Source organism: Colwellia echini (assembly GCF_002843355.2).
Taxonomy (GTDB): Bacteria; Pseudomonadota; Gammaproteobacteria; order Enterobacterales; family Alteromonadaceae; genus Colwellia; species Colwellia echini.
Genome location: NZ_PJAI02000014.1, coordinates 77,457 through 96,565 on the forward strand (window position 1 = coordinate 77,457; position 19,109 = coordinate 96,565).

Below are 19,109 nucleotides of genomic sequence, written 5' to 3' on the forward strand. Positions count from 1 at the left end.
ATTATTCTACCTTAATCGTTTTAGCGCTAAACGATTGAAGTAACGCTACTATATCTTCAACTTCGTTGTCTGTTAATTCGCGGGCTAATTGTGTTCTTGCCATGATACGAACAGCATCAGATAAGTTATAAATCGCTCCATTATGAAAATAAGGTGCTGTATCAGCAATATTTCGTAAACTAGGTACTTTAAAAACATACTTGTCATTGTTTTGATTGGTTAACTGAAAGCGCCCAAAATCATGGGTGAGAACTTCTGGGATAATATCTATTCTGCCGAGCTTTTGATAAATGTTTCCCCCTATATTTCGGCCTTGATGGCAGGTGGAACAACCATAATCAGTAAACAATGATAAGCCTCTAATTTGTTGCTCAGTAAGTGCATTTTTATCCCCTAATAAATAATTATCTATTGGTGAGTTAGGTGTAATCAATGATTCTTCATAAATAGTAATCGCTTTGATCACATTATCAGCCGTTATGCCTGACGGACTTAATTGATTAAAAGTTTTACTAAAATATGGATTGTTTTTTAGTTTAGGAATTACTTCTTCCCATGATGTAGCCATTTCAATAGGATTATGAATAGGCCTCGCAGCTTGCTCTGCTAATGAACTAGCACGCCCGTCCCAAAATTGTCTAAAATTAAGACTCGCATTAAGTACAGTAGGTGAGTTTCGAACACCTTGCGCATTATTAACACCGAGAGAAAGAGGGAAACCATCATCGCCACCAAAATCAACCATGTGGCACGATGAGCAAGAAATAGTATTATCTTTAGAGAGTAACGGACTATGAAATAACGCCTTACCCAATATCAACCAGTCTTTATCTATGGTCATACTTCTAGGTATAGGTTGAATAGCCCCCTCGACATGCTCAAAATAATATTCTGTTTCGATATAATTATGCTCAACTTTATTATCATCAAGATATATATAGAACAAAATAGGAAACAAGCTAGAAAGTAATAGCGCTATCATTAATGCAATGTAGTATTTTTTATCCATGCTTATGGTTTATCGTCCTATTATCTAACCTTGCTAAAGTATAGGTAATCTAAACGTTTATACAAATCGAGAACTTAACAAGTATTAACAAATATGGAGCATTTTTTAATAATAACTAAAAAGGAAAATCATAGCCTTGAAGATAGAGGTTTAGACCATGATTTGGTATTCTGTTGTTATTGCTTAGGTGCAGCTTCTCATAAAGCGTGTAACTTTATTTATGAACTCAATAACAACACATATTCAGTAATCCTCTGATATAAAATCAACAAATAATAATGACTAAAGAAACAAATAAAAACATGACCGATTTATGCTCTCACACACCTATGATGCGCCAATATTTAACCATCAAGGCTGAATTTCCGAATATTTTAATCTTTTATCGCATGGGTGATTTTTACGAATTATTTTTTGACGATGCTAAAAAAGCATCTGACTTACTCGATATTTCATTAACCGCGCGTGGCAAAACTGGTGGTAATGCAATCCCAATGGCAGGTGTGCCTTATCATGCGGTTGAAAACTACTTAGCAAAATTAGTAAGCCTTGGTGAGTCTGTTGCTATTTGTGAGCAAATTGGCGATCCAGCAACCAGTAAAGGCCCTGTTGAACGCAAAGTTGTGCGTGTTATTACCCCTGGTACCGTAAGTGATGAAGCATTACTTACCGACCGACAAGACAACTTGATTGTGGCCATAATAGATAACCAATCAACTAAAGCGAAAAGCTCTGATCCCGCATTTGGGCTTGCTTATTTAGACATGGCCAGTGGCCGTTTTGTATTAACCGAGCCACAAACTGAAGAGCAATTACAAGCCGAGTTACAACGCTTATCTCCTGCTGAATTACTTTACAGTGAGTCAATGCGTAACTTTAGTTTAATAGAACAACGCAAAGGTTTACGCCGTCGCCCAGAATGGGAATTTGATTTTGATACCGCTGTTAAATTATTAAATACTCAGTTTGGCACTAAGGAGCTAACAGGTTTTGGCGTTGACGATAAACCATTAGGTTTAGCGGCAGCAGGTTGTTTATTTCAATATGTTAAAGATACCCAACGCACTGCCCTGCCACATATTCGCGCCATTATTAGCGAGTCAGCAAATACAGGTGTAGTATTAGACGCTGCAACACGTCGTAATTTAGAGTTAACTCAAAACTTACAAGGCGGCTTTGACAACACCCTTGCCGCTATTTTAGATAAATCGTCAACCCCAGTGGGATCGCGTCTGCTTAAACGTTGGTTACATTTTCCGCTACGTGATTTAACGGTTTTACATAATAGACAAAACACCATTAGCGATATTATTGAAGCTGATCTGATCTCGTCTATTCAGCCGTTATTAAAAGGCTTAGGTGATATTGAACGTATTATTTCACGTATTGCCTTAGGCTCAGCCAGACCGCGCGACTTTGCCCGTTTACGTTTTGCCCTGCAACAATTGCCTTCTTTGCAAAATGAGCTGCAAGGTGAGCAGCAACAAAGTCCGCAAAGTGAATCTACTACCAGTTATCTTAAAACACTTGCGCAGCAAAGCCTGCCAATGCCTGAGTTACAACACTTACTTGAACAAGCTATTGTTGAAAATCCACCGGTATTAATTAGAGACGGTGGCGTAATTGCCCCAGGTTATCATCAAGAATTAGATGTACTGCGTGATTTAAGTGACGGCGCAACTGAGTTTTTAGCACAACTTGAACAACGCGAAAAAGAGCGTACTGGTATTCACTCGTTAAAAGTCGGTTACAACAAGGTGCATGGCTTTTTTATTGAAATGAGCCGTACCGCCGCAGTTGATGTACCTGATGATTATATTCGTCGCCAAACATTAAAAAATAACGAACGCTTTATTACTGAAGAATTAAAACAACACGAAGAGAAAGTACTTAGTGCACAAAGTAAATTTTTAGCATTAGAGAAAACTCTTTACCAAGAATTATTCGATAAAGTTTTACCTGATTTAGAGCAATTACAAACCTTAAGCCAAGCCATTGCCGAGCTTGATGTGTTAACCACCTTTGCCGAGCGTGCTCTTACTTTAAATTACGTAAAACCAACGCTTGTAAAAGAGCCTGGCATAAACATTAATGCAGGTCGCCATGTTGTGGTTGAACAAATGACGACTGACGCCTTTATTGCCAATCCAGTGTTATTAACAGAGCAGCGTAAAATGTTGATTATTACGGGGCCAAACATGGGTGGTAAATCTACCTACATGCGTCAAACCGCGTTAATAGTATTGCTTGCTCATATTGGTTGTTACGTACCAGCAAGCAGCGCAACAATAGGCCTAGTTGACAGAATATTCACCCGTATTGGCGCGTCAGATGATTTAGCCAGTGGGCGCTCAACCTTTATGGTTGAAATGACTGAAACGGCTAATATTTTACATAACGCGACCGATAAAAGTTTAGTGTTACTTGATGAAATTGGCCGCGGCACCAGTACTTATGATGGTTTATCACTGGCTTGGGCGTGTGCTGAAATGCTTGCTCTTAAAACCAAAGCTTTTACCTTATTCGCTACCCATTATTTTGAAATGACATTATTGGCTGATCAAATTGAAAACTTAGCTAACGTGCATTTAGATGCAGTTGAACATGACGACAACATAGTATTTATGCACGCAGTACAAGAAGGTGCAGCAAGTAAAAGTTTTGGTTTACAAGTCGCACAATTAGCGGGTGTGCCCAAAATGGTAATCAAGCGTGCTAAACAGCGTTTAAGTGAACTAGAGCAACAGCAAGCACCAACTATTCTTACCGCGACCCCCATACAAAGTGACGCTTTTGAACAATTAAATTTAGCAACGCAAGAGCATCCGGCATTAACAACACTGATTGATACCGATGTTAATGATTTAAGCCCGAGACAAGCATTAGAGTTATTGTTTAAATTAAAGGAACAGCTATAAGTGGGATGGGCACTATTCTCTAGGAGTTAGGAGTTGGTATCTGGGTATTAGGTATTAGGCTCTATAAGCTAGGTATTAAGCTTTAATACCTAGTCTCTATTAATTCAATTAAGTTATTCAAGTTATTCAAGTTATTCAAGTTATTAAAACTAATCGTATTAAAAAATAGATACAACCAAGTGCACTGAAAGCATTAACACTGAAAGGGCTAAAACGAAAAAAGCCTCAACAAAATTAATTGTTGAGGCTTTTTTGTCTCTAATTACTAAGAGATTATATGGTGCCCCGACCCGGATTTGAACCAGGGACACGAGGATTTTCAATCCTCTGCTCTACCAACTGAGCTATCGGGGCATACTTTATAAGGGTAAGCTTAACAGCTCAACTTCCTAAAGAGCGCGTATAATATAGCTAAACAATTATTGAGGCAACCCCTTTATAGGATTTATAGCTCTAAATACTGAGTTAAAAGTGAATTAACAGTAAAAAGAGTAATTAACAATCAATACCATAATAAATCCGTTAACCCTAGTTGAAATTAAGTAGGTATACAATCAAGAGAATAACTCTAAAGCTCAAAGTCACCAAAGTCAATTGGCGTATCCGTGTCAATTTTCGCTAAAGGCTTAGGTTTACTTGGTGGGTCGAGTAAAGATGGCTGTATTTGTGTATCAAGTGCCGCCTGCGTAATAACATCGACCTGCTTAGGGTTTTGTTGATTATCTTTGCGTTTCTGCCTTTGGATACAACGTTTTATTACTTTTTGTTTTTCTGCGTTATTGAGATCTTTCCACGTTTGTCTTTCAGCTCTAGAGCGCATGCATCCACGACAATTACCTTTTTCATCAGACTCACAAATACTAATACAAGGACTTGGAATATCAAAAAAGTCTAATTGCATCTGTCATCCCTCCCTAATATCAATTGAAATAATAAATCAGTCATCTTCAAGTGGTCTAAGTTAATATAAAAATTAGTGGTAAAGTTAGTAATTGCGTTAGTCACAATAAAAAAACGCAAAAAAAATGTGCTGTAAGTTAAGTATAACTTATCAACACATTTTTATAATAACTAGAAAAACTTTGTAACTAGCTTAACAATACCTGAGCTAACACCAAAGTAATGTTAAAACTACGCTAACTTGTCAGAAACAATATGATAGTCAGGGTCTTCAATTATATTCAACTCAACCAGTTTATCAGCTTTCTCTAACAAATCTTTACATTCCTGGTTTAAGTGCTTCAAGTGCATTTGTTTATTACGTGATAAATAACGCTCAGCCAAGGTATCAATAGCTTCAATCGCTGAATGATCTACTACGCGGGAGTTTTTAAAATCAACAATCACATCGTCACTATCAACTTCAGGAGTGAATTGCTCAAGGAAGTTAGCAATTGAACCGAAAAATATTGGGCCGTTTACAACATATACCGTTGAACCGTTTTCATTAGTACTACGCTTAACCGTAATATGCTTAGCATGTTCCCAAGCAAAAACTAAAGCAGATACAATAACACCAACCAAAACCGCTACCGCTAAATCTGAATAAACTGTCACCCCTGAAACAAGCACAATAACAAACGCATCAGCTTTAGGAACCTTGCCCAAAATACGCAAACTTGACCATTCAAAGGTACCAATAACCACAATAAACATAACGCCAATTAACGCCGCGATAGGAATTTGTTCAATTAAACCTGAAGCGAATAATATAAAACCGAGTAAAGCTAATGCTGCAGTAATGCCTGATGCACGACCACGACCGCCTGAGTTAACGTTAATAATAGATTGACCAATCATCGCACAACCGCCCATACCACCGAAGAAGCCCGTTGCTGTATTTGCAGCACCTTGCGCAATACATTCTTTATTGCTCTTACCGCGCGTGCCAGTAAGTTCATCAATTAAGGTTAGAGTTAATAACGATTCAATAAGGCCAATACCCGCCAAGACGATGGCAAAAGGGAATATTATTTTTAACGTTTCTAATGAAAATGGTACATCTGGAATAGCAAAAGTAGGTAAACCACCTGCAATAGAAGCAACATCACCAACCAATTTAGTATCTAAACCAAGTGCAAAAACTAATACTGAAACACCAACAATGGCCACTAGAGTAGATGGCACAGCCTTAGTCAACTTAGGAAAGAAGTGAATGACAGCCATAGTTAAAATGATTATCCCTGCCATAGTATACAGAGGGGTACCTTGCATCCATTCAAGCTCACCCGCGGCATTAGTTACTTTAAACTGCCCTAATTGCGCTAAGAAAATTACAATAGCTAAACCATTTACAAAACCAAGCATTACGGGATGCGGCACTAAACGAATGAATTTACCTAACTTAAATACCCCGGCCAGTATTTGCAGTATGCCGGTGAGCACCACAGTAGCAAAGAGATATTCTACGCCATAAATAGCGACTAAACTCACCATTACTACAGCCATAGCGCCGGTTGCACCAGAAATCATACCCGGACGACCACCAAATACAGCGGTAATTAAACCCACCATAAATGCTGCGTATAAACCGACTAGCGGTTCAACGCCAGCAACAAAGGCAAAAGCTACCGCTTCAGGCACAAGTGCCAAGGCAACTGTTAACCCGGATAACACATCGTTTTTCAAATTCGACGTTTTACTCGTGTTTAATTCAAACATTTTTATCTCATTGATTTTATTTATAATGACCTAACACTTTGGTTAAATCGTCAAAAAATATGGGTTGGGGAGTATGTATTTATTGTTATTTCAAAAACTGAACAACCATAAAAACAAACTAATTAAGCGGTTTTCAGGGGCGTGAATACTATAGAATGTAAGCGAAAATGTCAATATTCGCTTACTTTTAGAACACAGGTTATAGGGTGTACGATTTAATAATAAGTAACTAGAGGCTGTTGATCTTTCAGGATTAAAATTTATTCAATTTAAAACGGATTTAATCGCAACGAAAACTTGTATTATAGTTATTCTATTAATACTGTGTTATCGCCTGTTCATCTAGCCTCTACACTTTACATAATTTAGCTTATCTAAATATTAAACATCTTGCTGTAAAAGTCATCACGAAGTTCAATATTCTCTAATCAACTATCCAAAACGTTTCTTTGGTTTGACCGTTACGTAAATATTTAAAGGTGATTTTTTCCCCTTTTTTATAGCCCGCCATGCGTTTTTTAATTTGCACCGCAGAGGCCAGATCAGTGATAGCAAAACCGTCTACTTCTAGTAAAATATCACCGCCGAGTAAAATTGGGGTACCACCGATTAGCACATTAAGATCTCCGCCTTTAAAGCCAAGTTTATCTGCCAAAGTACCCGGAATAACGTGTTGTAATAACATACCATGACCCGCAGTATTATTTATGGCATATGATTGTTTTTCGTTAAGTAACATTGGAATAAAACCAGCGAAAGTACCTGGATCGCTTTCCATAATATGGCGAACAGTATCAACAGAAATAACAAAACCTAAACCATTACTACCGCCACTTTTTGACAAAATATGACTAACAATACCAATAATTTCACCATTAAGGTTAAACATTGGCCCACCAGAATTACCTTGGTTAATTGACGCATCAGTTTGCAATAAACGAGGCTCTAATGCTCGACCTGGTATCGCTTTGTTATCACGAATTCCACTTAAATAACCTACCGACAAACTGTGACTTACACCAAATGGTGCGCCAATAACAATAACTTGCTCGCCAATTTGATAATCGTTATCTTTAGCTAATGTTAATGGTTTTGCAGTTTCTGCGACTTTTGATGCTTGGATCATTGCTAAATCAATAAGCGGCTCTACCCACACAACATGACCAGTAGCTTTAGTACCGTCGGTGTAAACCACCTCAATTGAGGTTGCTTTATCAACCACATGGGCTGCAGTTAAAATTCGTCCTTCTTTACTTATTAACGCTCCAGATCCTAAAGAGCCTGATGTTTTAGCTTCATAAACTACTTGGCCAGCTGTTGGTGAGGCTAACGATTTAACATGTAACTCAACCACTGAAGGGTTAACTTTTTTGTACAAGGTTTGAATAGAGTTTTCTTTAACTTGGTATGCCTGAGTTGATGTAGAGCAGCCACTTAAAAAAACAATACTGGTAAGTACCATAGCGTTAAATAACTGAGCTGATAATAATTTTGCTTTGAACATAGAAATATCCGTATTTTATAATATTAGCTGTAGTGTAACTAACTGTGTTCGTTGTTTCATTAAGTTTGTCTGTTTGACTCAGAGAATGCTCAAGTTCATAGCGAATATAAGATAAAGTGTTATGATAGCGCCGATTACTAAATAGCTCGATTCAGGAAAAGTACATGGAACTTATCGTCTCATTGGCAGCATTAGCTGTAATGTCATTACTTTGGTTAATATGGCAACTTGTTAAAGCCAAAAGATTTACTCGCTTTAAACAGCAAATTGAAACAGATTTAAAAGCAAAAGTTATTGAAAATATAAAAGAAGAGTTAGAGCACACCCGAAGTGAGATATTTCCTAATAACCTTTGTCACGAAGAAGCGGCAATACTTTATTGGACACAATATAAAAGCCGCATATTGCATGCGGCTCTAAACAGAGAAATTATTGACCAACAATGGTTGACAGATACAGGTAATTTACGAAACGCCCAACATTTATTTTTTGTTGAGCGCCAATATTTACCGATAGCAAGAGTTAATCAAGAACAAGTTTAACGCTATAGTTAAGCTTAAATACAACCTATATTAAGCTTGAATTATGCTTTTTTAGCGAATTGTAAATCCCAAACACCGTGACCAAGGTTTTGACCGCGATTTTCAAACTTAGTTAACGGACGAGAATCAGGACGCGGCACATAATCATTCGTTGTTGATAAGTTGTTGTAACCTGGCGATTTTTGCATATCTTCTAACATACATTCCGCATAGTTTTCCCAGTCCGTTGCCATATGAAAAACACCATCAACTTTAAGTTTTTGTCTAATGGTTTCAACAAATTCAGCTGAAACAATACGACGCTTATGGTGTTTCTTTTTATGCCACGGATCAGGAAAAAATAATTGCACAGTGGTTAACACACCATCAGGAATACAATCAGCTAACACTTCAATAGCATCGTGCTCATAAACCTTTAAGTTAGTAACTTCTGCTTCAACTGCTGAGGCTATACAAGCACCAACACCTGGTTTGTGCACTTCAACACCAATAAAGTTTAATTCTGGCGCAGCTTTAGCCATTTCAACTAACGACTTCCCCATCCCAAAACCAATTTCTAAAACAACAGGATTGTTATTAGCAAATAATGCTGCAGGATTAATTAAACCATCGCTATGCATTAAGCCCATTTCAGCCCAATGGTTATCAATAGCACGCTCTTGGTTTTTGGTTAAGCGACCTTCGCGTTTTACAAAGCTACGTACTTTACGAATGTACTTACCTTCTTGCTCAGCTTGCTCTATGGTTTTATGTGTTTTTTCAATTTTATCAGTCATAATTTTCTTTATTCAAATAAATATCTTTAACTATATCTGCTTCGTGTTACTAAATTAGCTCACTGAAAGAATTTAAAATGCTTTGTACAAGGCAAGTGAACGACGGAATAGTTCTTCATATTTCGAGTTTACTTAACGCAGTAGAAAGCAATTTAAAACTTTCAGAAATTATTCAGCCCACCATACATCGTAAAGGTCGCTTACCGCTACTGAAGTAGCACCATTGTCAGTCAACCACTTTTCAACAGCTGTGCGGTGCTCTTCAGTACAAGATCCTAATGCTTGTGTACAAATAATACCATGCCATAATGTATCGCCTTCACCACCAAAGCCTAGTTTATTTGGCTGAATTACTTCTGCAAAAAACTTACTGATAAAAGCATCAAGCTCTTCACCATTTATACCGTCTTTTAATTTCCAAGCAACATCAAAGCCTAGTTCTTGAAATTCAGCTACACGTAATTTTTTACGTAAACGAGTGCTGCGATTTTTTGCATCTATTTTCATGATAAAGCCTTACTTTTTTAAGAGGACTTCTTGCTAGTTTGAAGAAGAACGAAATGAAGCGATTTTTAAAGGCGATATTATATACTTGTTCCTGCTTAAAGGGTAGTTTTGAAAAACAAAGCTCAATTTTACTTACTAATTACTTAGATTTACTCAATTGAGCTCAACCAGTAATTTCGTTACACTGCGCGCTATGAATAATTCTATAGAAATATCAGCTAAATCAGCTGAAAAATTTGGTCAGCAAGTTGTTAGCTGGTACCACCAACAAGGTAGAAAACATCTACCTTGGCAACAAGATAAAACACCTTACCGTGTGTGGATATCTGAGATCATGTTACAACAAACCCAAGTTGCGACTGTTATCCCATACTATCAACGCTTTATGGAAAGCTTTCCAACGATTACTGATTTAGCGAATGCTGATGAAGATGTTGTTTTGCATCATTGGACAGGGCTTGGGTATTACGCACGTGCGCGTAATTTACATAAAGCAGCAAAAATAATGACCGAAAACTATGCGGGTAATTTTCCTATAGATATAGATGAAGTAATTGCCCTGCCAGGTATTGGGCGCTCAACCGCAGGGGCAATATTAAGTTTATCACTTAAACAACATCACCCTATTTTAGATGGCAACGTAAAACGTGTATTGGCGCGTAGCTATTTAGTTGAAGGTTATAATGGTTTAAGTAAATTCGACAAAGCCTTATGGCAATTAAGTGAACAGTTAACGCCCGCAATTGAAACCGATAATTTTAATCAGGCAATGATGGATTTAGGCGCAACTGTCTGCACGCGTAGTAAACCTAGCTGTGAATTATGTCCTGTTGAGCAAAGTTGTTTAGCGAAAGCTGGCGATCAACAAATGAATTTTCCACAAAAAAAACCTAAAAAAACATTACCGATTAAAAAAACGATTATGGTAATTCCGCGCATTAGTAATGAACGTAGCCATAAAGTATTAATGGAAAAACGTCCTCCTGCAGGAATTTGGGGAGGATTATGGTGTTTTCATGAAATTGATGAACTCACTGAAATGGATGACTTACTGGCTAATTTGTCTCTTAAAGCACTTTCTTTTGAACAGCATGAAGAATTTAGACATACCTTTAGCCACTTTCATTTAGACATTACCCCTGTTGTTGCTGATTGTAGAGAGCTAGACTATACAGAAATAGATACAACAAAAATAAACGAACCAAATCAACATAAGTGGTATGATTTACATTTAGGTGAAAGTGTTGGCTTAGCCGCTTCTACACAAAAGCTACTGACCTTGCTAAGCACTTAACAGCCGCTTGCACAATAACAAATAATTAATCCCCATAATCATTAGATTTATAACAACTTAAACACAGAGAAAACATTATGAGCCGCACTGTATTTTGTCAAAATTTAAAAAAAGAAGCTGAAGGTCTAGGTTTTCAACTTTACCCTGGAGAAATTGGTAAGCGTATTTTTGATAATATTTCAAAAGAAGCGTGGACTATCTGGCAAAAGAAACAAACCATGATCATCAATGAAAAGAAAATGAATATGATGAACCCTGATGACCGAGCGTTTTTAGAGTCAGCCATGGTAGATTTTCTTTTTGAAGGTAAAGAACCAGAAATTGAAGGTTATGTACCACCAAGTAAATAATTATTATGGCTTAGCAATTCTTTAAGTAACTTTTCTGAGAGCTAAGGTCTTGCTTACTTTATAACTCGTTAACGCTTATAAAATCTGCACAATAAACAGATGTGCTGTAAAAAACAGCAAACAAACACTTTTTATTAAAAAGTTTAAAAATAAGTGTTGACGAGTAAGCCGAAAAACAGTTTAATACCGCCCGTCTTAACGAGGCAGCGAAATCGCCCAAGTATTAATACTTAGTTAAGCAAGTTGCCCCGATAGCTCAGTTGGTAGAGCAGAGGATTGAAAATCCTCGTGTCCCTGGTTCAAATCCGGGTCGGGGCACCATTTAAAGAAGTGGTGCTCTTTTATTATTACTAATAATAAATATTTAGCATTACTTTGGTGCCAGAGTATTTAAATAATTAATTTATTATAAATACTGCACACGTTCTTCGTGTGCCGACTTAGCTCAGTTGGTAGAGCAACTGACTTGTAATCAGTAGGTCGCCAGTTCGATTCCGGCAGTCGGCACCATTTATTCTCCTCGGAGAAGAAACAAAACCTTAACAGCAATGTTAAGGTTTTTTTTCGTCTGGAGGTTATGGAATTAATAATTGAATTTTGACTTGATGAATAAACATAATACTCCTTCATCATTTAATGGCATTATAAGCGTAAACGTTGACTTCGACTTTGGTTGATATAACTCATATAAAATACAGGTTAAATAATGCAACCGCACTTACAAACACTGATTAACTTATTAACAAAAAATGATTTGAAATTATTGCTTCAGCATTACATCGACTCAAGCGAAATAGAAAATAATGAACAGTTAGGCTTTATGTTTCAACAATCAGAAATAAAGCCATCTAATTTTAGTTATTACCAGCAACTTGCTACAGGTTTTATAAAAGTAAAAGGAATTTCAAAGTCTCTTATTTCAAAATTAAAAACACACAATACCTTGAGCTTTTTCACGCCAGCCTTACAAATAAAAGATAATTTTAAAGTAACAGATGATCAACATCGTAATGTTTTGCACTTTTTATTTACTAACAACAAAGTACTTTCAGCAAATAAACAACCACCATTTAACTATTTACGTTCTATGATGTTATTCGGCAGCAATAATGCCTTACGTGACGCCCTGTGCCAACGTAATGAACAAAACTTAACGCCTATTGAATGCTATTTGTTTACCAATAATAATTTAGCTCCTTTAGCTAATCATGAACTTACGGCTTTATTGGCCTTAATTGAAATTGAAAGTAAGCAACAAGAAGTAAATAACGTTAATTATCCTTTATTTATTAAAAAAGTAAGAGAACTGTGCCAAGGCAGTACACCGTCAGAAATTGAAGAGTTACAGCGAGTTGTTTTAATTGCCACTTATTACAAAATAAGCATTCAGTCGGTTTTAGAATATATTAATAATGCTGCATAATTTAGCCGTTATTATCGAAAGTGCCTGCTCCTGACGAAACCTCTAGAAATATATGTCCGTTAAATTAGTGGCCAAGTAAGCCTCCCCTATTATCATTGTTGATTGGTCATCTTTTAATGACTCAGACACATTTCACTTACACAGACAAGGTACTGATATTAAAGGTTTTCATCATTGTTTTCCATTTTTCAACGATTTAAAAATCACTCGTATTTTTAAATATAATTACCCCAATTCCGATAAATGATTAATCACTTGTGCTGATTTCCTCCCCCCGCCTACGTTGCTTTCAATCACAACCACCAGTTTCTGCTTATTTTTCAACCTATAAATATACCACCTTATCTCTTTGTGACTGAAAATATACCGCTTCAGCGAATCTCAATAGTTAACGCGTTTTATTAGTGTAATGTCAGATTAGGTCTTAATTAATTTGGCTTACTTTCATACGTTTTTGACAGTAAAAAGCATTTAAATTTTGACCATTAATTAGAATAAAAACGATGCATATTCATATTTCAAACAATTAAAATAAAACCATTAAAATCAAATAATTATTGGTTAATTAGTTTAATAAAAATATGAAAAAGCAATTAGACATTTACTGGGGAAACATAATGAAAAAATATAATAATAAGTTAGTTAAAACAATGATCAGCGTTAGTTTGGGTTTAGCACTAAGTGCTTGTGGCTCAGATTCCAAAGAAACACCTATTACAATTCCAGATACAGTAATAAATGCAGCGCCAACTATCACTAGTAATGCAGAAACTACGGTTGCATCAGGCGTTGCTTATAGTTACTTATTAGTAGGGGCGGACGTTGATGGCGATACCTTAACAATGTCTGCAACCAATTTACCTGCTTGGCTAACGTTTGACAGTGCTACAGGAATTTTATCTGGCACCGCGGCAGAAACGGATGCTGGTGAATATGCAATAACATTAACTGTAAGCGACGGCACTGATGACATTACGCAATCTTTTACAATAAACGTTACCGCAGCTGACACCTCCCCTGATAATAACCCTGCGGTTATTACAAGCTCAGGCATTACAACAGCAACAGTTGGTGAAGCATATGCTTATACTTTAACAGCTACAGATGCAGACAATGACACCTTAACAATGTCTGCAACTATTCCTAATGAACTTTCGTGGTTAACGTTTGATGCAACAAGCGGTATTTTGTCAGGAACTCCTGCATCAGGTGATATAGCAACTACAGCAATTACTTTAACGGTAAATGATGGAACTGAAGATACTACACAAACTTTTAATATCGAAGTTGATGAAACTGTTATTGTTAGTAATGTAATTGATTTTGAAGAAGCGTCTGATACTTACGTATTTAATAACTTTGACGGTGGTATGTCTGAGGTTGTAGCAAACCCACAAGTCACAGGTATCGATGTTAGTGCACAAGTAGTTAAAATGGAAAAATTTGCCGGCCAACAATGGGGAGGAAGCACTCTAACGCTACCTACAGCGATGGTATTAGATGCTGCTGATAATACATTCAAGTTGAAAGTCTACGCCGATCGCGCAGTACCTGTTTTATTTAAACTTGAAGGTATTAATAAAGAACTTTCAGTTAATCATACAGGCAGTGGCTGGGAAGAATTAACCTTTGATTTTGGTACTGATGCAGCAGGTTCATTATCTGCAGTAACTATGATATTTGATCTTGGTGTAATGGGTGATGCTGAAAATGATGCTAGTAACTGGACCTTCTACTACGACGACCTTTCATTACCAACGTCTAAAGAAGTTGATGAAAGTGGCTTTGTTGCAGTAGGCACACCTTATGATTTTGAGGCTGCGGGTTTTGGTGGTGACTTTACTTGGGCTGTTTTTGAAAATGATGGAAATGCCCCGCTTGAATTTGTTGCTAATCCTGGTTCATCTGCACTAAATGATTCAGCTATTGTTGCGATGTTTACGGCAAAACAAGCCGGTCAAGCTTGGGCTGGCACTGAAACTACCGCAGCAAATACAACGCCATTTACGATGGATGCTAGCAATAGCATAGTGAAAATTATGGTCTATAAGTCGGTTATCAGTGATGTTGGATTAAAATTCTCTGTCGGCGCAGCAGCGCAAGGAGAGCTTAAAGTTGCGAACACTAAAATTAATGAGTGGGAGGAGTTAACCTTTGATTTCTCTAGTCGTGTTGGTTCAGCCGAAACGATAAATATTGATTCTGTCATTGTATTTCCGGATTTTAATACCGATGGAAGAGCCAGTGATACGGTGAGTTATTTCGATAACATTACTTTTGGTCATTATGAATAAGCTTAGTTTTATTTAATAGGCTGCTCCTTCGAAGGGGATTTACGATGAATGTTGTAAAGCCCCTTTTCTTTATCTTCTGATAGCTATTTTATTAAACAAATTTATGACTTGGGTACCGATATGACTAAATCAAATGTTTTAGCAAATATAGCCTTAGGACTAATTATTCTGCTAATTAGCTACACCACAATATTATTTATTGAACAAAAAAACGAGTCCACAGCACAAACAAATCAAGTAGTAATACCTACTGATTTGAAGTTAATCCAACTTACATAATATTGATGAAAATACATGGAACCAAGATCCATGATGATAATAATTAAAAATATATTTCAATAATAATAAATATGAGACACAACAAGATGAAATACGTTAATACGATACAAAACATATTTAGTGCCACCAAAAAAAGATCCTTAATAGCAATACTACTCACATCGCTATCAGCTTGTGGTGGTGAAGAAACTACAGCTCCTATATTGAATAGCGATATAGATAATGACACCATTGTTGAGATAAATGATGCCGATAACGATGGTGTTGTTGACGCTATAGATATCTGCCCTAATACCCCAGAAAACGCGACAGTCGATAGTACTGGTTGTATTATCAATGAGATAAATGATGCCGATAACGATGGTGTTGTTGATGCTATAGATATCTGCCCTAATACTCCAGAAAACGCGACAGTCGATAGTACTGGTTGTATTATCAATGAGATAAATGATGCCGATAACGATGGTGTTGTTGATGCTATAGATATCTGCCCTAATACTCCAGAAAACGCGACAGTCGATAGTACTGGTTGTATTATCAATGAGATAAATGATGCCGATAACGATGGTGTTGTTGATACTATAGATATCTGCCCTAATACTGTGGCAGGCAAATCAGTAGATGAAACAGGTTGTGAAATAATTTTTCAATCGAATGGTGTCACCATTCAGGCAGAAGATTACATCAACTATCACGACACTTCACCTACCAATGAAGGTGGTGCGGGTGATAGAAATGATGAAGTTGATATCGAAGCTACCTCCGATGCAGGTGGCGGTTTTAACATTGGTTATACCAATGCAACAGAATGGTTAGAATATTCAATAACATTAGAAACAGGTGCTTATACGATAAATACCCGAGTAGCGTCAGACTCTGGTGGCGGTCAATATACTTTATCGATAAATGGAAAGACTATTGGTAGTGATACTGTTAGTAGCACCGGCGGTTGGCAAACTTTTGTTACACAGAACGTCAGCTCATTTACTGTAGATAGCGGTACACATACCTTACGTATTGATATTAATTCGGGTTCATTTAACTTTAATTGGTTACAAGTTGTCAGCATTATTGATGATGATAATGATGGTATTGCCAACCAGTCAGATAGCTGCCCAGCAACGCCTGAAGGTACTTTAGTCAATGCTATTGGCTGTGAAATTATCTCGGTGAATACTGAAGTATCTTTTGCTAACGAACGTTTAGTTGGAGGCGCAAACTCTGCGGATCCTGGCTTTAGCTTATATGTATTTGATAATGATTTACCTACCCCAAATTCAAGTGCCTGTAACGATGAATGTGCAACCAACTGGCCTCCTGTATTAGTTGAAGACGCGGAAGCATCAGGTGTAAATGGTTTAAGCACCATAACGAGAAACGATGGTAGCTTACAAGCAGCCCATAATGGGCGCCCTTTATATTTCTACGCTCAAGACAACGCCGCTGGTGATATTAATGGTGAAGCCCTTGGTCAGGTTTGGTGGTTAGTCCCTTACGGCGTGTTAGGAGATGTAACCTCGCTTTATAATGCCGCAACGGAACTAGAACCCGATACACAAGTAGAAACTGAAGACGCGTTAATTACTCGTTTTTCAGATCGCCCGCGTACACGTCATGCAAAAGAAGACCAATTTCAAAGTTACGATCACTACATCAAATTTTATTTCGAGGATCGTTCTAGCAATATCGAAATTATTGATTACGTGGCTAAAGGTGGCGATACCATTGAAATGAATGTACGTACTATATTCCCTTTAAGTGATTTAGAAGCAGAAAATCGTTGGTGGTACCAAGGATTTAACACTGTTGCTCAATATGCTAGTAATGGCATTATGGACTTCATGGGAACTGAGGTGATAGATGGTGTCACCTATTACAACTATCAAAAAATTGGTAATCAAAATACTCGCCTAGGTCGCGAAATTCGCATTGGCGATGAAATGGAATTTGAGATCAGTCAATTTAGTGCTCCGGGTATACCGCGCGGTCAAACAAACTACTACGGTACAACCTTTCTATATATTGTGGGCGAAGGCATAGTGCCATGGTATACAGAAATCTCTGGGCCGTTTCCAGAAGACAGTGCAAAAATACCTGAAGAGTATTGGCTAGGTGGTAACACCAGCATGCATTATCAATATACCGATGAGCCTGATAACCATTTCATGCAAATGGCCACTAACCTGAGTTACGACAACGGTCAGACTTTCCTTTTAGGTCGTCGTGTGCACCACTCGTCTTTTGTTGATGGTACGCATGATGAAGATGCCGACAATGGTGTTTTTGAAGACAATGTCGGTTTATCGGGTCCGCGTTATGTCAACGAAAGTTGTGTTGATTGTCATGCACGAAATGGTAGTGCTCCCGTTGCTGAAAATGGTGAACTGCTCGACCGCTGGGTATTTAAAGTAGGTGATGCAGACGGCAACCCTGATCCGGCTATAGGTCGTGTTTTACAACCAAATGGTAGTGGTAGTGAAGGAAATGTCACGATTGCTTCTTGGATTGAATTAAGCAATGGTTTACGTCGACCTAACTATCAATTTAGTGGCGCTACGCCAGCAACATTCTCTGCGCGAATTGCGCCAAGATTAGTTGGTTTAGGTTTACTTGAAGCCATTCCTGAAGTTGACATTATTGCCTTAGCAGATCCTACAGATGCTGATGGTAATGGCATTTCAGGTGTTGCCAACAAAAATATCGACCCAGAAAATAGCGAATTAACACGCTTAGGTCGTTTTGGTTGGAAAGCGGGTACGTCAAGTGTTCGTCATCAAGTCGCTGGCGCGTTAAATACTGATATTGGTGTACGTACCTCAGTATTGCCTGATCTAGATTGTGGCTCTGAGCAAGCTAATTGTGGCGGTGCTAGTCCAATCATGCCGGAAAAAAATCTTAATGACTTAGTAAAATACATTTCTACATTAGGTGTACGACCACAACGTGTATGGAAGTCTGGTGTTGAAGATACTCAAGTACTAGCAGGCTCGGCTAAGTTTGAAGAAATTGGCTGTGTTGATTGTCATACTAAAACCTTTCAAACCAGTGAATTTCATCCATTGGCAGAAGTACGTAATCAAACCATACATCCATATACTGATATGTTACTACATGACATGGGACCAGGGCTTGCTGATAATTTAGGTGAAGGTTTAGCCAATGGTAGTGAATGGCGTACCACTCCTTTATGGGGACTAGGTTTATCTGCTTGTGTAACCGGTGGTGTAACTAATCCAACCGGTGCTGAGGGTGACGAAATTTGTACTCCGCACCATGCATACTTACATGACGGTCGTGCTAGAAGCATAGAAGAAGCTATTTTATGGCATGGTGGTGAATCAGAAAATTCTACCAACTTGTATAAAGCCCTTTCTGATTCAGATAAAACGGCATTACTTAGCTTTTTAAAATCGCTATAAACACGCTTTTATTTAAAACGATTATTAACCGCTAGCAAGTTAATAATCGTAATTAAAATATTTTATACCCGTTACCATTCAAAGTGCTCGATTTCAGTGGGAATTTAAATGACTTTAGGCAAGGAGAAGAATT

Annotated in this window: 13 protein-coding genes and 3 tRNA genes; 9 read left to right on the forward strand and 7 right to left on the reverse strand. The window is 37.5% G+C overall.

All coding sequences use genetic code 11. From position 1 onward, the window contains the following. Position 1: 1 nt before the first annotated feature. Positions 2-1,009: a cytochrome-c peroxidase gene (locus CWS31_RS12450; protein ID WP_101343566.1), complete on the reverse strand. Its 1,008-nt coding sequence runs from the start codon at positions 1,007-1,009 to the stop codon at positions 2-4. A 278-nt stretch (positions 1,010-1,287) separates the two neighbouring features. Between CWS31_RS12450 and mutS the strand changes: the two genes are divergently transcribed. Next, a complete protein-coding gene (gene mutS / locus CWS31_RS12455) occupies positions 1,288-3,927 on the forward strand; it encodes a DNA mismatch repair protein MutS (protein ID WP_211355832.1) in 2,640 nt (879 codons plus the stop codon). Positions 3,928-4,205: 278 nt separating this feature from the next. Here mutS and CWS31_RS12460 read toward each other — a convergent pair. The 4 genes from CWS31_RS12460 to CWS31_RS12475 form a co-directional block, all read right to left on the reverse strand. Continuing rightward, positions 4,206-4,281, reverse strand: a tRNA-Phe gene (locus CWS31_RS12460). A gap of 214 nt (positions 4,282-4,495) precedes the next feature. Further along, entirely contained in the window at positions 4,496-4,828 is a 333-nt protein-coding gene (locus CWS31_RS17945) for a DUF1289 domain-containing protein (protein WP_101343564.1), read from the reverse strand. 230 nt (positions 4,829-5,058) lie between these two features. Continuing rightward, the gene (locus tag CWS31_RS12470; RefSeq protein ID WP_101343563.1) at positions 5,059-6,588 is read right to left on the reverse strand and encodes a SulP family inorganic anion transporter; all 1,530 of its coding nucleotides are present in this window, start codon (positions 6,586-6,588) and stop codon (positions 5,059-5,061) included. A gap of 424 nt (positions 6,589-7,012) precedes the next feature. Beyond that, the gene (locus CWS31_RS12475; protein ID WP_101343562.1) at positions 7,013-8,092 is read right to left on the reverse strand and encodes a S1C family serine protease; all 1,080 of its coding nucleotides are present in this window, start codon (positions 8,090-8,092) and stop codon (positions 7,013-7,015) included. Between the two features lie 164 nt (positions 8,093-8,256). Between CWS31_RS12475 and CWS31_RS12480 the strand changes: the two genes are divergently transcribed. After that, the gene (locus CWS31_RS12480) at positions 8,257-8,634 is read left to right on the forward strand and encodes a hypothetical protein (RefSeq protein ID WP_101343561.1); all 378 of its coding nucleotides are present in this window, start codon (positions 8,257-8,259) and stop codon (positions 8,632-8,634) included. Between the two features lie 41 nt (positions 8,635-8,675). On the opposite strand, the gene trmB is transcribed toward CWS31_RS12480, so the two are convergent. Next, positions 8,676-9,410, reverse strand: coding sequence for a tRNA (guanosine(46)-N7)-methyltransferase TrmB (gene trmB / locus CWS31_RS12485; RefSeq protein ID WP_101343560.1), 735 nt, complete (start codon positions 9,408-9,410; stop codon positions 8,676-8,678). A gap of 168 nt (positions 9,411-9,578) precedes the next feature. Beyond that, positions 9,579-9,917, reverse strand: a complete 339-nt coding sequence (locus CWS31_RS12490; protein WP_101343559.1) for a YggL family protein — start codon at positions 9,915-9,917, stop codon at positions 9,579-9,581. Between the two features lie 193 nt (positions 9,918-10,110). On the opposite strand from CWS31_RS12490, the gene mutY reads away from it, so the two are divergent. The 7 genes from mutY (at position 10,111) to CWS31_RS12525 (ending at position 18,976) form a co-directional block, all read left to right on the forward strand. Then, the gene (mutY, locus tag CWS31_RS12495) at positions 10,111-11,211 is read left to right on the forward strand and encodes an A/G-specific adenine glycosylase (protein ID WP_101343742.1); all 1,101 of its coding nucleotides are present in this window, start codon (positions 10,111-10,113) and stop codon (positions 11,209-11,211) included. 77 nt (positions 11,212-11,288) lie between these two features. Further along, entirely contained in the window at positions 11,289-11,561 is a 273-nt protein-coding gene (locus tag CWS31_RS12500; RefSeq protein ID WP_101343558.1) for an oxidative damage protection protein, read from the forward strand. A gap of 245 nt (positions 11,562-11,806) precedes the next feature. Further along, positions 11,807-11,882 (forward strand) — tRNA-Phe (locus CWS31_RS12505). Positions 11,883-11,995: 113 nt separating this feature from the next. Next, positions 11,996-12,071: transfer RNA gene (locus CWS31_RS12510), tRNA-Thr, on the forward strand. A gap of 196 nt (positions 12,072-12,267) precedes the next feature. Further along, positions 12,268-12,984, forward strand: a complete 717-nt coding sequence (locus CWS31_RS12515; protein WP_101343557.1) for a hypothetical protein — start codon at positions 12,268-12,270, stop codon at positions 12,982-12,984. Positions 12,985-13,601: 617 nt separating this feature from the next. After that, positions 13,602-15,278: a putative Ig domain-containing protein gene (locus CWS31_RS12520; protein WP_170252867.1), complete on the forward strand. Its 1,677-nt coding sequence runs from the start codon at positions 13,602-13,604 to the stop codon at positions 15,276-15,278. Between the two features lie 365 nt (positions 15,279-15,643). Further along, positions 15,644-18,976: a di-heme oxidoredictase family protein gene (locus tag CWS31_RS12525; RefSeq protein ID WP_148747762.1), complete on the forward strand. Its 3,333-nt coding sequence runs from the start codon at positions 15,644-15,646 to the stop codon at positions 18,974-18,976. Positions 18,977-19,109 lie beyond the last annotated feature (133 nt).

Coding starts and splice junctions, on each gene's coding strand:
- mutS (WP_211355832.1), top strand. CDS start 1,288: ATGACTAAAGAAACAAATAAAAACATGACCGATTTATGCTCTCACACA.
- trmB (WP_101343560.1), bottom strand. CDS start 9,410: ATGACTGATAAAATTGAAAAAACACATAAAACCATAGAGCAAGCTGAG.
- CWS31_RS12480 (WP_101343561.1), top strand. CDS start 8,257: ATGGAACTTATCGTCTCATTGGCAGCATTAGCTGTAATGTCATTACTT.
- CWS31_RS12520 (WP_170252867.1), top strand. CDS start 13,602: ATGAAAAAATATAATAATAAGTTAGTTAAAACAATGATCAGCGTTAGT.
- CWS31_RS12475 (WP_101343562.1), bottom strand. CDS start 8,092: ATGTTCAAAGCAAAATTATTATCAGCTCAGTTATTTAACGCTATGGTA.
- mutY (WP_101343742.1), top strand. CDS start 10,111: ATGAATAATTCTATAGAAATATCAGCTAAATCAGCTGAAAAATTTGGT.
- CWS31_RS12490 (WP_101343559.1), bottom strand. CDS start 9,917: ATGAAAATAGATGCAAAAAATCGCAGCACTCGTTTACGTAAAAAATTA.
- CWS31_RS12470 (WP_101343563.1), bottom strand. CDS start 6,588: ATGTTTGAATTAAACACGAGTAAAACGTCGAATTTGAAAAACGATGTG.
- CWS31_RS12525 (WP_148747762.1), top strand. CDS start 15,644: ATGAAATACGTTAATACGATACAAAACATATTTAGTGCCACCAAAAAA.
- CWS31_RS12450 (WP_101343566.1), bottom strand. CDS start 1,009: ATGGATAAAAAATACTACATTGCATTAATGATAGCGCTATTACTTTCT.
- CWS31_RS12500 (WP_101343558.1), top strand. CDS start 11,289: ATGAGCCGCACTGTATTTTGTCAAAATTTAAAAAAAGAAGCTGAAGGT.
- CWS31_RS12515 (WP_101343557.1), top strand. CDS start 12,268: ATGCAACCGCACTTACAAACACTGATTAACTTATTAACAAAAAATGAT.
- CWS31_RS17945 (WP_101343564.1), bottom strand. CDS start 4,828: ATGCAATTAGACTTTTTTGATATTCCAAGTCCTTGTATTAGTATTTGT.